Origin of the sequence: Pantoea sp. EKM101V, from assembly GCF_011800325.1 — a bacterium.
In the GTDB taxonomy this organism is placed as follows: domain Bacteria; phylum Pseudomonadota; class Gammaproteobacteria; order Enterobacterales; family Enterobacteriaceae; genus Pantoea; species Pantoea anthophila.
In genome coordinates, this window is record NZ_JAALFP010000003.1 from 248,693 (window position 1) to 263,560 (window position 14,868).

At 56.6% G+C, this 14,868-nt stretch carries 12 protein-coding genes and 1 pseudogene; 4 read left to right on the plus strand and 9 right to left on the minus strand.

Translation table 11 applies throughout. The features are described from left to right. Positions 1-126: 126 nt before the first annotated feature. The 4 genes from HFD92_RS07385 to HFD92_RS07400 form a co-directional block, all read right to left on the minus strand. Positions 127-1,038: a DMT family transporter gene (locus HFD92_RS07385; protein ID WP_167428643.1), complete on the minus strand. Its 912-nt coding sequence runs from the start codon at positions 1,036-1,038 to the stop codon at positions 127-129. Between the two features lie 301 nt (positions 1,039-1,339). Then, positions 1,340-1,552 (minus strand): RNA chaperone/antiterminator CspA, encoded by a 213-nt coding sequence (gene cspA / locus HFD92_RS07390; protein ID WP_003855207.1) that lies wholly within the window; start codon positions 1,550-1,552, stop codon positions 1,340-1,342. A gap of 423 nt (positions 1,553-1,975) precedes the next feature. After that, complete coding sequence (locus HFD92_RS07395; protein WP_009093014.1) at positions 1,976-3,172, minus strand: MFS transporter; 1,197 nt, start codon at positions 3,170-3,172, stop codon at positions 1,976-1,978. Positions 3,173-3,328: 156 nt separating this feature from the next. Further along, positions 3,329-4,282 carry an ABC transporter six-transmembrane domain-containing protein gene (locus tag HFD92_RS07400; RefSeq protein WP_255461705.1) on the minus strand — a complete coding sequence of 318 codons (954 nt, stop codon included), beginning with the start codon at positions 4,280-4,282 and terminating at the stop codon, positions 3,329-3,331. Positions 4,283-4,859: 577 nt separating this feature from the next. Here HFD92_RS07400 and HFD92_RS07410 point away from each other — a divergent pair. Both HFD92_RS07410 and HFD92_RS07415 read left to right on the plus strand, forming a co-directional pair. After that, on the plus strand, positions 4,860-6,245 hold the full coding sequence (locus HFD92_RS07410) for a diaminobutyrate--2-oxoglutarate transaminase (RefSeq protein WP_009093017.1): 1,386 nt from the start codon (positions 4,860-4,862) through the stop codon (positions 6,243-6,245). 14 nt (positions 6,246-6,259) lie between these two features. Next, positions 6,260-7,726: an aspartate aminotransferase family protein gene (locus HFD92_RS07415; protein WP_111207130.1), complete on the plus strand. Its 1,467-nt coding sequence runs from the start codon at positions 6,260-6,262 to the stop codon at positions 7,724-7,726. 357 nt (positions 7,727-8,083) lie between these two features. Here the strand turns inward: HFD92_RS07415 and HFD92_RS07420 are convergent, their stop codons facing one another. Then, positions 8,084-9,388 carry an MFS transporter gene (locus tag HFD92_RS07420; RefSeq protein ID WP_167428645.1) on the minus strand — a complete coding sequence of 435 codons (1,305 nt, stop codon included), beginning with the start codon at positions 9,386-9,388 and terminating at the stop codon, positions 8,084-8,086. Between the two features lie 206 nt (positions 9,389-9,594). On the opposite strand from HFD92_RS07420, the pseudogene HFD92_RS07425 reads away from it, so the two are divergent. Beyond that, positions 9,595-9,807: pseudogene (locus HFD92_RS07425) on the plus strand (VF530 family DNA-binding protein); the annotation flags it as partial. A 175-nt stretch (positions 9,808-9,982) separates the two neighbouring features. Here the strand turns inward: HFD92_RS07425 and HFD92_RS07430 are convergent. The 4 genes from HFD92_RS07430 to HFD92_RS07445 are packed head-to-tail and all read right to left on the minus strand — an operon-like array spanning position 9,983 to position 13,944. Beyond that, a complete protein-coding gene (locus HFD92_RS07430; protein WP_167428646.1) occupies positions 9,983-11,293 on the minus strand; it encodes an MFS transporter in 1,311 nt (436 codons plus the stop codon). Beyond that, on the minus strand, positions 11,286-11,921 hold the full coding sequence (locus tag HFD92_RS07435; protein ID WP_185185192.1) for a DUF4286 family protein: 636 nt from the start codon (positions 11,919-11,921) through the stop codon (positions 11,286-11,288). Before HFD92_RS07435 ends, HFD92_RS07430 begins: the two co-directional genes overlap by 8 nt. Continuing rightward, positions 11,921-13,252, minus strand: a complete 1,332-nt coding sequence (locus HFD92_RS07440; protein ID WP_111207134.1) for an amidase — start codon at positions 13,250-13,252, stop codon at positions 11,921-11,923. The genes HFD92_RS07435 and HFD92_RS07440 overlap by 1 nt, the downstream gene beginning before the upstream one ends. Before the next feature lie 11 nt (positions 13,253-13,263). Next, positions 13,264-13,944 carry a DUF2848 domain-containing protein gene (locus HFD92_RS07445; RefSeq protein WP_009093024.1) on the minus strand — a complete coding sequence of 227 codons (681 nt, stop codon included), beginning with the start codon at positions 13,942-13,944 and terminating at the stop codon, positions 13,264-13,266. Between the two features lie 114 nt (positions 13,945-14,058). Here HFD92_RS07445 and HFD92_RS07450 point away from each other — a divergent pair, with 114 nt between their 5' ends. Beyond that, complete coding sequence (locus HFD92_RS07450) at positions 14,059-14,733, plus strand: GntR family transcriptional regulator (protein WP_167428717.1); 675 nt, start codon at positions 14,059-14,061, stop codon at positions 14,731-14,733. Positions 14,734-14,868: the final 135 nt, after the last annotated feature.

Genomic DNA, 14,868 nt, shown 5'->3' on the forward strand with positions numbered 1-14,868 from the left:
TCATCGATTACCTTGTCTGAGTGTAAAAGTAATCGATTACAAAATGAGCTTCTCTCGCCGGGATCACAAATTATTAACGCTGAGTTATCATTGCGCACTTTACACACGCGCGCGGGATGCAGCAGATCACGAGCTGACATTTACTATCTGCGTTTTGCGGAAACGATAACGCTCATAGAGCACGGCGTAGAGACCCCCTGTTACCACCAGGATCGCACCGACCACGGTGGCAGAGTCCGGCAGGTTGCCCAGCAGCAGATAGCCCACCGCCACCGACCAGATCAGGGTGGTGTAGTCAAACGGGGCCAGTAGTGAGGCCTCGGCGTAGCGCAGACTCAGCGTCATCAGAATCTGGGTGATGCCGCCCAGCAACCCGCAGCCCACCAGCAACGCCAGTTGATTGCCCTGCGGCACCTTCCATCCGGCAGGCAGCGTAACCAGCGACGTTAAGGCGGTGGTGATGGCGAACCAGAAAGCGATGGCTCCCGGCTTCTCCTTCCCGTTAAGAAAGCGGATCTGAACCAGCGCACAGGCGGTGCAGAATGCGGCCATTAACGCCAGCAGGATCCCGGCCGACGCGGAGAGCGAGAAGCTGCCCTGCTGCGTCAGCGAGAGATGCCCGGAGAACATGACCAGAATGCCGGTGAATCCCATAAAGACGGCAACCCAGCGGTGATGACGGACTTTTTCACGCAGCAGCAGCGCCGCCAGCAGCACGGTAAACAGCGGCGCGGCATAGTTGATCGCGGTGGCATCGGTCAGTGAGATATAAAGCAGCGAAAGATAGCTGAAATAGAGCCCACCGGTCCCCGCCAGCCCACGCACAACGTGGCCGCGAATGTTACGGGTGCGGATGCCGTCCAGCACGCTGCCCTGGATACGCAGCCAGATGAGCAGCGGCACCAGCGCCAGCAGCGAGCGAAAAAAGATCACTTCGCCAACCGGTATCGCCCCATCCAGTTGTTTTACACAGGCCAGCATCAGCGTGGAGCTCAACGCAGCCATGACCTTCATTGCGATGCCAGCAGAGGCGTTCATAGAGCAGATAACCTTCCGGGTGGTAAACGTCAGCAGGAGAAGTTCTTTGCCTCTATAGTCGCATAGCCATAAACGGCTATCTGCCGCGATAAGCCTGCTGACGGCATTTTATCTTTTTTTCTCACCGTTTTACGGCATGAAGAGGTCAGCGGCTCATCCGCAACCAGGAGAGAATGGCTTAGTGGCAGGCTTCAGAACGCAAAAAACCCGCACAGGGCGGGTTTTTTCAATCATCAATGCTCGCTTAACTGCTCAGGCTGTTGCCGTCATCGCTATCGTAAGCCGCATTGATCATCAGACGTTACATCGGGACAACGTTTGCCGCTGATGGGCCTTTAGCGCCGTTTTCAATGGTGAATTCGACCTGCTGACCTTCATCGAGGGTTTTATAATCGTTGCTCTGAATGGCAGAGAAGTGAACGAATACATCTTTGCTGCCATCCTGCGGGGAGATAAAACCAAAACCTTTGCCCGCATCAAACCATTTTACTAAACCAGTCATTTTATTCGACATCGATACTTCCTTAATAATGAGCCACAAGGTGGCAGAGATGGCCTGTCTTCCAGAAATAAACTTACCAGGATTTTAGGAGGAGACTCACGAAGAAGGGGTATCTTGAGATATCGCTTGCACTGAGGACTGCTTGACTAAAACTGCTTTGATAAGGTCTGTGTTCCAAACCGATGACGCTATTAAGTCATGCCTGACCGACATTAGCAAACATTATTTTAATTTAATTTTAACATCCAGACGGCCAGGCATCTTTACTGATTTGTCTGCCCTTTTTTATTTCCCGGACGGCGGAAAAGATAAAGAACGCTGAATCTTTAAAGCCGCAACCCGATTCTGAGGCTGGCTGCACCCCGTTTCCCACGGGTCTCAGCCAGCCACGCGCAGCGACAACCCCGGCTGCCGCTGCGCCCTGCCCGGCGGCTATCAGGCCAGTTCAGCCTGCTGGCGGGCGGCATGCCGCGCCGTCATCACAAAGACCATCAGGCCGCCGACCCCCAGCGCCACGCCAACCCACGCCGTTGACAGCCAGCCATAACCCAGCGACACCGTCAGGCCACCGAGATAGGCGCCCATCGCATTGGCGATATTCAGCGCCGAATGGTTCATCGCGGCTGCCAGGGTCTGTGACTCATTGGCAACATCCATCAGGCGGATCTGCAGTGATGGCAGCAGCACTGAACAGGTGCCGATCAGGAAGGTCGCCAGCAGGCCGGTTGCCACATGCTGGACCAGCACCGGGAAGGCCAGCATCACCAGCACGTTCCAGAGCAGTGTCCAGCCGATAATGTTCAGCACCGGCCCATCCGCCAGACGGCCACCGACCAGATTACCGATGATCATCCCCAGCCCGAACGCCACCATCGCCCACGGGATCAGCGAGGGAGAGATACCCGCAATATTGATCAGCGTCGGGGCGATATAGCTGAAGATCGCAAACATGCCGCCAAAACCGACGGCGCCCACCAGCAGAGTCAGCAGCACCTGCGCGTTTTTCAGCGCACCCAGTTCACGCAGCGGATGAGCCTCTGAATCGCCGGGTGTATAAGGCACATAGCGACCAATCAGCAGACAGGTCAGCAGACCAATCGCGCCGACAAAGGTGAAGACCACGTGCCAGCTGAACAGCTGACCTATCCAGGAGCCGAGCGGCACGCCAATCAGGGTGGCCACCGTCAGTCCCAGCATCAGCGAGGCCAGCGCACGCCCCCGCCGCGCCGGCGACACCAGTGACGCCGCGACCAGTGAGGCCACGCCAAAGTAAGCGCCGTGCGGCAGGCCGGTCAGAAAACGCGCCACGATCAGGCCGTGGTAACTGTCGGCCATCGCGCTGGCGACGTTGCCGATGCTGAACAGTGCCATCAGGATGAGCAGCAGCGATTTACGCGCCATCCGCGCCGCCAGCACCGCAATAAATGGCGCGCCAACCACCACCCCCAGCGCATAACTGGCGATGGCGTTGCCCGCCTGCGGTTCGGTGATGGCGAGCGAGCGCGACACGTCCGGCAGCAGACCCATCATGATGAATTCGCCGGTTCCGATGCCGAAGCCGCCCAGTGCAAGGGCCAGCAATGCCCAGCGGACAAAACCGGCATCGTCGGTTTTATGATCTTTTCTTAACAAAATGGATTCCCAATGGCCTGAGCTGAAAAACTGAAGTGAGCCGGAGGAAGGAAGCAGAGCGTGTTCCGTCCGGATGAAGCGGCCAGACTATAAAAAGTCAGGCCGCGCATGGCAACCCATTTTGTGATCTGGCGCACGTTCCATCCGCACAGGCGACTACGGCATGCCGGTATTCACCCGACGGCCAATGTCTTTCAGCTGGGAATACTTCTCCAGCAGCTGAGGGCCATCATCGAGGCTCATGGCAAACATCCACATATAGGTCATCACCGAATAGATGTGACCCGCGCTGGTGCCACCCCGGCCCGCCATTAACGCGATGGTGCCAGCAAACAGCAGCGCGGCCATACTGCCGATGGCCAGATAACAGCAGGCTTCCCGATTAGAGAGACGGATACGCAGGCTGGCTAAAACCCCATAGTGACGGCCGAGTGAAGCGGCGTTCGCATGGGTAACGAAATTCACCTCTTTCTCCAGCCGGTTGTTAAGTCGATTAAACAACGCATCATTTTTGCGGGTAAAGCCTGGCAGAAAACAGGCGAAAAACAGCAGGATCGCCAGGCACCCTGCGCCAGTCCAGAACTCAATGGCCAGCAGCATCACCGCCGCCCCGGTCATCGACGCCAGCGAGGTAATCAGCACCGGCAGATGCTTCTCAAAGAAATCGACAAACTCGCGTGATAACGCCACCCTTGCCGCAATCGTCGACGCGCTCTGATTTTCGCTGCGCTGGGCCACAATCACTGGCACCGCCAGCTCTGCATAGATGCGGGCAAAGGTGTGGGTGTCGACGCTGCGCCGGGCTGCGCCAATCGCCCACATAGTAAACACCATCGCCGCATAGAGTATCGCCTGCCAGGTTCTGCCGGAGAGGATGGCATTGATAGCAAAGCCCGCCAGCAGCGGATAAAGCAGAAACATGACATTTTCCGCGACCACCAGCAGCAGCGTGAAGAAGAGCTTGCGGCGATGGCGACGGCCAGGCGCTTTCAGTGTCAGAAGAGCGCTGCGGGGAGCCGCAACGGAAAGGACAGGTATCCGTGACGGCGTCACTGACGGGACGCTGCGCTGCGCCGATGTTGCCCGCACCGCCAGGCAGATCAGCGCCATGCTTAACGGTTATGCCGATTTACTGACGGTTAATCCCTCAGAAGCGAAGGCACGTGAAGCGCTGGCGGATTTAAACCAGTTTATAGATTGTGTGCTGGGATAAAGGGATTTAAACGCGCACTGACCTAACTGCCACGGGACGTTTTTAATTAAATGTTAAAAAAAGGTTTATTATTTTAATTGGTCATTACATCTGTAGCGGGATATATGCAGCTTCGCTAATTAAACTGACTTATGCTTTTTCTGTCTGAAAAGTGCCCTTTTTGATAGCGTTTCGGCTCCGAAACAGCTGTTTACACAGATTATTATCATTGACTTAGCACAGGCTGTGAGCTGTAAGCCGGTGTTTTTTCGCCATTTATTATTTAACCATTAGCGAAGCGGCAGTAAAGCATGCGGTCACAAACTCAACAACTGGTTGATAACTATAGCAAAGAAGTACTTTTTTTCTGATCAAATTAATCATTGAGTCGGACCTTAAAAACCCCTATATTGGCCGCGCTTTAAACATACCCATGACTTTTTTAATTCATTTATTCAACTGAGACGTTACTCCCGTCGCGGTTGTAGGAGAGATATGATGACGGATAAAGTCCGTATTGACAGTTCGAATGCACAGACATTAAACGCAACCAATGAGACCTATTTAGCCCGTCAGGCCGAATTTGAATCTAACGTTCGAAGTTATCCGCGCAAATTGCCGTTCGCTATCGCGAAAGCACAGGGTGTCTGGATCACCGACGTCGAGAACAATCAGTATCTTGATTGTCTTGCGGGTGCCGGAACGCTGGCATTGGGCCATAACCACCCAGACGTTCTGCAGAGCATTCAAAATGTCATTACCAGCGGCTTGCCGTTACATACTCTGGATTTAACCACGCCGTTAAAAGACGCGTTTTCTGAGTACCTGCTCTCCCTGTTACCAGGCCAGGGCAAGGATTACTGCCTGCAGTTTACCGGCCCGTCCGGCGCCGATGCCGTGGAAGCAGCGCTGAAGCTGGCGAAAAAGCACACCGGCCGTTCCGGTGTTATCAGCTTCTCCGGTGCCTACCACGGTATGACCCATGGCGCGCTGTCAGTGACCGGCAACCTGTCACCGAAAGAAGCCGTTGACGGCATGATGCCGGAAGTGCAGTTCATGCCTTATCCGCACCTCTACCGCTGCCCGCTGGGCATTGGCGGCGAAGCGGGCGTGAAAGCGCTGACCTACTATTTCGAAAACCTGATCAACGACGTTGAGAGCGGTGTGCGTAAACCTGCGGCGGTCATTCTGGAAGCCGTTCAGGGTGAAGGCGGCGTGAACCCGGCTCCGGCGGAATGGCTGCAGCGCATCCGTAAAGTCACCCAGGAGCACGGCATCCTGCTGATCCTCGACGAAGTTCAGGCAGGCTTTGCCCGTACCGGTAAATTCTTCGCCTTCGAGCACGCGGGTATTGAGCCAGACATCATCGTGATGTCCAAAGCTGTGGGTGGTGGTCTGCCACTGGCCGTGCTGGGCATTAAGAAAGAGTTCGATGCCTGGTCACCGGGTCATCACACCGGCACCTTCCGCGGAAACCAGCTGGCGATGGCAACCGGCCTGACCACGCTGAAACTGCTGAAAGAGAACAACATCGCAGATAAAGTCGCGGCACAGGGCGAACTGCTGAAAGGCAAACTGAACGAACTGCAGCAGCGCTACCCGGTAATTGGCAACGTCCGTGGCCTGGGTCTGATGATCGGTATCGAGCTGGTGAAACCTGACGAAGCCGCTGATCACATGGGCAGCTTCCCGGCTGACGGCGAGCTCTCTGCGCTGGTACAGAAGAAATGTTTCGAGAACGGCCTGATCCTGGAGCGCGGCGGACGTCACGGTAGCGTATTGCGCCTGCTGCCTTCCCTGCTGATCACCGATGCTGAACTTGACGTGTTTATGGATAAATTTGAAAACGCCCTGCTGTCAGCTGGCGTGAAACCAGTATAAGTGGAGTGAATGCAATGTCCCGGTTAAACCCAATCCTGGCGGCCTCATCTCAGAGTACCGAGGCCTACCAGCAGGCGATCGCCCAGAGTAGCGCGGCGGTCGTTAAGTGGCTGGAACAACCTGAGATGTATCAGGGAAAAACCGTCGCAGAGCTGCGCGAGCGTATTACGCTGGACTTCAATCCTGACGGCCTGGGCAACCAGGCTGCGATTGAACGTGCCATTGAGTACTTCCTGAAAGACAGCCTGTCGGTGCATCACCCACAGTGCGTGGCGCACCTGCACTGCCCTAGCCTGGTGATCAGCCAGGCGGCGGAAGTACTGATCAACGCCACCAACCAGAGTATGGACTCCTGGGATCAGGCTCCCTCTGCAACCCTGATTGAGATGAAGCTGATCGAATGGCTGCGTACCCAGGTGGGTTATCAGCCGGGCGATGCCGGTGTCTTCACCAGTGGCGGCACTCAGAGCAACCTGATGGGCCTGATGCTGGCGCGTGACGCGTGGTATGCCCGTCAGGGTCATTCTGTTCAGCAGGATGGCTTAACCGGTGACCTGAAGAAGATGAAAGTCTTCTGTTCAGAAAATGCGCACTTCTCCGTTCAGAAGAACATGGCGCTGCTGGGTCTGGGTTATCAGTCCGTCACGCAGGTGAAAACCGATAGCTTTGCCCGCATGGATATGGATGACCTGCGTCACAAGCTGGCCGCAGCTAAAGCCAACGGCGAGCATATTCTGGCGATTGTTGCCACCGCAGGCACCACCGATGCCGGTGCGATCGATCCGCTGCGTGAAATTGCCACGCTGGCGGCTGAAGAGAACATCTGGGTTCACGTGGATGCTGCGTGGGGCGGTGCACTGCTGCTCTCCGAGCTGTATCGCGACTATCTGGACGGCATTGAGCTGGTGGACTCCATTACGCTGGACTTCCACAAGCAGTTCTTCCAGACCATCAGCTGTGGCGCTTTCCTGCTGAAGGAAGCACGTCACTACGAGCTGATGCGTTACCAGGCTGCGTATCTGAACTCTGAGTTTGACGAAGCGCAGGGCGTACCGAATCTGGTGTCGAAATCCCTGCAGACCACCCGCCGTTTTGATGCACTGAAACTGTGGATGGGTCTGGAAGCCCTGGGTCAGAAACAGTATGCCGCCATCATCGACCACGGTGTGACGCTGGCACAGGACGTTGCAGCGTATGTGGATGCGCAGCCGGCGCTGGAGCTGGTAATGAAGCCGCAGCTGGCGAGCGTGCTGTTCCGCTACCGTCCGGCGCATCTGGCGCACCTCAGCGACGCGGATATCGCGCTGCTGAACCAGCGTATCGGGGATGCCCTGCTGGAGTCGGGCCGCGCTAACGTCGGCGTGACCGAGCACGATGGCGTGACCTGTCTGAAGATGACGCTGCTCAACCCGACCGTGACGCTGGAAGACATTAAAATCCTGCTGACGCTGGTAGAAACCACGGCTCAGCAGCTGGTTTAACGGTTCTGCTAAAACTCTGAAGGGCGCCTGAAGGCGCCCTTTTTTTATGCCGCTGTTTCCCCTCTTTTCCCGCTTTCCGGTCAATTCAGTATCAGGATCAAAGAATGCGATCCCGCCATCAGGCACTCTCTATGGGTGTTGTAATTAAAGCCGAGCTGGCCAGCCGTTACGGCCCCGGTATCAGACCTCACTGAACTGTCAGGAATACACATTTACTATCATGCGTAAAATTTTCATCCTCCTTCTGGCGTTAGCGATGGCCGCCATCATCCTGATCGCCGATAGTCACGGGACTAAGGTTCACAACCGCGATCAGATTTTCAGCCTGAATGCCCCCTCCGGGCGCTGAGCCTGCGGTCACCCCTCATCCAGCGCTCGCTTATGATCGTCTTTGTTCAGCGTCATCAGCGCCACAATACTGACCAGTGCGGTCGCCATGACATACCAGGCGGGAATATCGGGATTGCCCGTCTCTTTAATCAGCCCGGTGATGATCAGACCGGCACAGCCGGAGAAGAGCGCGTTAGAGAGTGAATAGGCCAGGCCCAGACCGGTGTAGCGCACCCGCGTCGGAAACATCTCTGACAGCATCGCCGGTCCCGGCCCGGCCAGCAGGCCCACCACACCCCCTGCGATAAAGACCACCAGCCCTTTCAGCCCGGTTGCGGTGTTCTCAGCCTGCAACAGGTTGAGCAACGGCAGAGAGAGCACCAGCAGCAGGATCGCCGCCGAGACCATCACCGTCCGGCGGCCTATCCTGTCGCTCAGCATTCCCGCCGGAATAATCGTGACGGCAAAACCGAGGTTCGAAATCACCGCAATCAGCAGCGCCTCATTAAAGCCGGTGTGCAGTGAGGCCTGCAGGAAGGTCGGCATAATCACCAGCCAGGTGTATCCGGCCGCCGACCACACCATCAGCCGGCAGATGCCGAGCAGAATCGTTTTCAGGGTGTCACTCAGGCTGGCGGTCACTTTTTCGCTGGGCTGCGTCTGCTGCCGGATAAACGCCGGGGTCTCCTCCATGCCAGCCCGCAGCCAGAGCGCGATACCCCCCAGCGGCAGGGCAACAAAGAACGGGATGCGCCAGCCCCAGCTCTGCATCTCTTCCGGCGTCAGCAGCCGCGAAAGCAGCGCAACAATCGCTGCACCCGCCAGCAATCCCAGCGCAACGGTAAAGGATTGCCAGGCACCATACAGGCCACGCCTGCCGGGCGGAGCAAATTCGGTCATCAGCGACACCGCCCCGCCATACTCGCCTCCGGCAAACAGCCCCTGCAGAATACGCAGCCCGGTAACGATCAGGGGAGCCAGCACGCCCAGCTGGGCATAGGTCGGCACCAGGCCGATAGCCGCGGTGGCCAGCGTCATCATGATCAGCACAAATATCAGGGTGGGCTTGCGCCCAATCCTGTCGCCCATCCGGCCAAACAGCACGGCGCCAAGCGGACGGAAGAAAAAGGCGATGGCAAAAGAGGCGTAGGTCAGCAGGATACCGGTCAGCGCGGATTCGCCCTGAAGCCGGAAGAAGTTCTCCGCAATCAGGGTAGCCAGAAAGCCATAAACGGCAAACTCATACCATTCAATGAAATTTCCGACCGAACCGGCAATCAGGGCACGTTTGCGGCGGGGGGAGCTGAGCAGATCAGTATCGGAAGCGGACATGGCAGGCGATCCTCAGTCAATCATGGGTCGCTTATGATTAGCACAATCGCTGCACGGCTGCGCACGCTTCTGCCCGTCACGTTAGCGCGGACACAGAAAAAAAGGGTGCTAGCACGGTGTGACAGACCTTTTTCATCCTCAGCCCTTGCACATCCGCTTTACCGTTGTCAGGATGTGCGCCATTGACTGAATCAGGCGAAAAGATAATGAACGCGCACACCTCAAAAGATCCTCTGCACGGCGTCACTCTGGAGATGCAGATCAACCATTTAGTCGCGCAGTATGGCTGGGCGGAGCTGGGAAATCGGGTCAACATCAACTGCTTTAAAAACGATCCCAGCGTGAAATCGAGCCTGAAGTTTCTGCGACGCACCCCCTGGGCGCGGGCGGAAGTGGAAGCGCTCTATCTCGCCTCGCTAAAAGCGTAACGCAGCACACTTGTTTCTCTTAAGCATAACCGGGGTGAGTCTGAGCTTATCCACTGTTGTTACTGATGCTGCAAATCCCGGCATTAACAAGCCCGCGGGTGAACATTATGCGCACCATTACGTTCAGCGATAGCCCGGACAAGGGCAATCCTTCGCCCTGCCAATCTTAATCCTGACGATGAGCAGTCTCTCTGGCTTTCCACAACGCGAATAGCGTAATCGCCAGTGCCAGACTGACGTACAAAGAGACCCACAGCGTGCTGCCCATTTCTTTAAATAACGTGGTGATGATCAGGGGCGCAAAGCCCCCGCCGACAATGCCCGCCAGGGTATAGGCCAGGGATGAGCCCGCGTAACGCACATGTCCCGGAAACTGCTCAGTGACAAACGCGGCCTGCGGCCCGTACATCATCGCATGGATCAGCAAACCGCCAATCACCGACAGCACGATCAATACCGGATGCGCGCTATCAAGCAGCACAAAGAACAGAAATGACCATACAATTGCCAGCAGCGCGCCGGTCATGTAAACCGGGCGTCGTCCCCACCTGTCTGAAAGCGCACCAAACATCGGCACCGTAATCGCGTTAACTATTGCGCCCAGCATTGTAGCCATCAACGCCAGCGGTCGCGGTAATTGCAGCACGGTGGTGACGTAGGTCAGCGTAAAAACGACTACCAGCGCGTAAAGGACATCAGAGCCGATACGCGATCCTCCGGCAATAAATAGCTGTTTCGGATAGTTTACGAAAACCTCTTTTAACGGGGTGTGCGTGGTTTTCTCCTGTTCCTGCATTGCGACAAAGGTGGGTGTCTCTTCCACACCGCGACGCAGCCACAGGCCAAATATGACCAGTACCAGGCTTAGCAGGAACGGAATGCGCCAGCCCCACGCCTGAAACTGATCGGCGCTCATCATCACCGTAACCAGCGTAATAAAGCCCGTGCCGATCAGCGTGCCGCAGGATGGACCAACCTGCGCAAAGGAGGCGTTGCGCCCGCGTTTATTCGCGTCGCCATGCTCCATCGATAACAACACGGCCCCTGCCCATTCGCCGCCCAGCGCGATGCCCTGCACAAACCGCAGTGCGACTAACAGAACCGGACTCCAGATGCCCCAGACCGCATAGCCCGGCAGCAGGCCCATTAGCGCCGTGGTCACGCCCATTATCACCAGCGTGATGATCAACACCGCTTTGCGCCCCGCGACATCGCCAAGGTGGCCGAACACAAAGCCCCCCAGCGGACGTGAAATATAGCCTACCGCGTAGGTCGAAAACGCCAGAATGGTGCCGACCAGCGGATCGAAGCTGGGGAAAAAGATATGGTTAAACACCAGCGCGGCCATGATGTTGTAAACGGTAAAGTCGTACCACTCAAGCGCGGTGCCAATCGAACTGGCAGCAGCCAGACGCCCGGTCTTCGATTTGGTGCGCACGGCGCCTGCTGCATGTTGCAGAGAATCGGTATCAGCCATGGGTCAGCTCCTGTTTTGTTAACTGCCAGTTGAGGGCATAACGCTGTATCTCTCCCGCAAACACCTGTGCCGCGTCCGCAGCGAGGCGATCGCAGCTCCGTGCATCGCTGCAATGAATCAGCAGCATCGGCTGCATTTTTCGCTGATCCTGGCTTTCCTTCGGTAACGGCGAACTCAGGATGCTGTCTGGCATCAGCACGCAGGAGGAGATGTAGCCCGGCGTCTGGCTTATCTGCTGCTGCCAGGCGCTTAGCGCACTGCCATCGATCGCCTGCAGCGTCAACACCGCTAACTGATTGCCCGTGCCTTTGCCATGCTTGTGCACGACCGTGCTCACCCGGCGCATGGGGTTAACCATTTTTTGCAGATTCTGTACCGACCATGCCGTCTGGTGCGTGAATGCGGCGTGATAATCGGCGCTGGTAAAGGCGTCCAGCGAGTCGGTTTCATATAAACCGAGATATCGATACTCAGCGTTAACTGCCTGATAGCGTGTACCGCTCAGGAATCCCGTAATGGCTACACGCTCCTCTACGTGTTCATGGTCATACCACTGGTTAAAGTCAGCCTCATCTTCAGCGCCAATGTTGGTGGCGACATACAGCATGCCGTGGGGTTGAGTCATCATCAGGATCTCCGGTTAAGGGCAGTTTCCACGGCAAGCGACCAGCTGATTAAGCGGGCGTCATCACCATGAGTCGAAGCAAGGCTCAGGCCAACCGGAGCAGAGCCCGGTTGATGGCAGGGTAAAGAGAGCGCACAGCCGTCCAGCATGTTGATAATGCTGGGGTTGCGCAGCATCAGCGCGTTGATCTCCATATAGCGCTGCGCATCACTGAGTGACGCGATAGTGGGCGCGACAAGCGGAACGGTTGGCATGAGTAACGCATCAAAATCCCCTAGCGCTGCGTTGATGCGCTGTTGCCATGCAGCACGCTGCTGGTAAAGCTCGGTGGCATCCTGCACGGTGAGATGGCTGCCACGCTGGATGCGCACCAGCACCTGGGGATCGTAAGCTTCAGGGTGTGCCTGCGCGCTTTTTTTATGCCATTGCCAGGCTTCATAAGCCGTAATGCCGCCACGCGCATTCATAGCATTCAGCTCATCCAGCTCAGGCAACGTGATGTCGGTAACCATCGCACCCGCCTGCTTCAGAAGCGTGATGGCATGCTGCCAGGCCTGCGCCACATGCTGATCCAGACCATCCAGTACGCGCGTTTGTGGCACAGCAAAGCGCGCGTTTCGCACATCCAGCGACTGTAACGCCAGCGGCCGATCGGCAATGACGCTATCCAGCAGCCAGCAGCTGCGTACGTCGTCCGCGATCACCCCGATGCTGTCGAGTGAGGTCGAAAGCGGCAACGTTCCCCGCTGGTTGATGCGCTTTGCCGTGGGTTTGAAGCCGGTCAGGCCACAGAGTGCAGCAGGGATCCGCACCGAACCGCCGGTATCGGTGCCAACAGCAGCCAGACACATGCCCTCAGCAACCGCCACGGCCGCGCCAGAGGACGATCCGCCGGGGATACGCTGCTGTTCGCGCTGCCACGGATTGACTGGCGTGCCGTAATGGGGATTGATGCCTAAGCCGGAAAAAGCGAACTCCGTCATCGTGGTTTTACCAACGATGGCGGCGCCCGCCAGCAGTAGCTTATCGACGACGCTGGCATTGGCAGCCGCCACGGGCGCATCGGCCAGTAAGCGTGACCCGGCCGTGGTCGCCTCTCCCTCGACATCGAACAGATCTTTAATGCTGACTGGCAGTCCATCGATGGGACTTAGCGCCTGCTTTGCCTGCCAGCGGGCGTTTGCCGCGCTACAAGACGCGGCGTAGCGTTGCGTGAACACCAGAGCACCCTGTTGTTCAGGATCCTGCGCGGCCTGCAACGCGGATTCAGTAAAGGCTTCGGGCAGAGCATCGCCGCTCTGCAACTGCTGACTGGCTTGCCAGAGTGTGGTCATCGGCGCTCTCCTCATGCCACCACCGGCAGCGCGCCGGTGGTGTAAGTGTGTTCCAGCGTGCGATTAAGCACCGGGTCGTGCAGCGCCATGCGGAACTGGCTGGATGGCCGGATGCCGCCAATGGCGCCCAGCGTGCCGCAGGACATAGCAACGCCCTCTTCCACGACACCGCCAGCAAAATAGCGCGCAAGCAAATCCTGTGGTGTCAGCAGTGAGGCCAGCGTGCCCTGCTGATAGATGACCCATTTACCCTGCTCTTTAATCCATGAGCTGAGTTCAAGCACATCCCAGTGTTCGGTAACGTCGCTCATGCGCCATGCGGCGCTGGCAACCGGCTTGATACACGCCTGCTTAGAGAGCGCAACGCTGAAGGTTTCCAGATGGCGGTCGGTATGATCAGACGTGAGGGACACCCATAATTCGCCGCGATGCGAGAAAACGAAGGGTTCGGCTTCGCCGGAGGTCTGCTCGCCTACCACTTCAAGCTCTGATTGCTGGCTGAGCTGATTAACCGCAACCCGGTAAAAAAGCGGTACTGCACCGGGTGCGGGCACGCCGAGGGCTTCTAATTCACGAATATGGTGCAACACGGCTTCCTTATCGCGGCCGGCCCAGCCAGCAATAATGAAATGCGTAATGTCCACGTTCAGTGTGGTCGCGGCTTTATCGCCCGTAGAGAATCGCAACTGCATGAGAAAACCTCCGATTGAAAAATCACAGTGAAATTTCACAGTAATTTTAAACTAGCGATTTTCATGCCAGATTTTTGTGTAAGATGTCTTACAGGTAAAAAAAGGAACGTGGTGATGAGTGAATCAGTGGCGGAAAATGTGAACCCAGGCCGTGCAGATAAAAGCCTTTCTCTTAATGAACAAGCCTATCTGGCTTTCAGGCACAAGCTCATTACGTTGCGCTACAAACCTGGCGAATACCTTAATACCGCTCAGGTGATGGATGATCTGGCGATAGGCCGCACACCGGTTAATCAGGCGGTTCATCGCCTCGCAACCGAAGGTTTACTGCAAATTATCCCGCGTAAAGGTGTCATGGTGGCGCCATTATCGATTGATGATGCACTCGAGTTAATTGAAGTACGGCTGGTAAATGAAACGCTCTGTGTTGAGCTTGGCAGCCAGAAAGTAACGGATGCGCAGCTTGAGCGTCTGCGTCATCTTAATCAGCAAATTGATGAGGCGAGCCAGTTACGCAGCCGCGAACAGATGATGTTGCTGGATCGCGAGTTTCATCAGGTCCTGGCCGAGATTGCCGGTAATCGCCATCTTGCCGATATCCTTAGCGTGATTCATGCACAAGCGCAGCGCTTCTGGGCCACCACCCTTTCCAACGTGGCGCATATGGATGAAGTGATCGCTGAGCATAATGAAATCATTGCCGCGCTGGAATCAGGCGATACGCAACGTGCAGCCGAAGCCGCACGTGCGCATATTTTCTCATTTAAGCGCGCCCTACTTTCCGCTTAAAGACCAGACCGCGTGCCGTCGCAAGTCCCCTTCCTGACAGCGCCTGATCGATTTCAGTTTATGCATGACCCGGTTGCTGCGGGTGGCACGCTAATGATGGCTGGCGGCTGATACCGTTTTCAGGGCGGCAGCGGT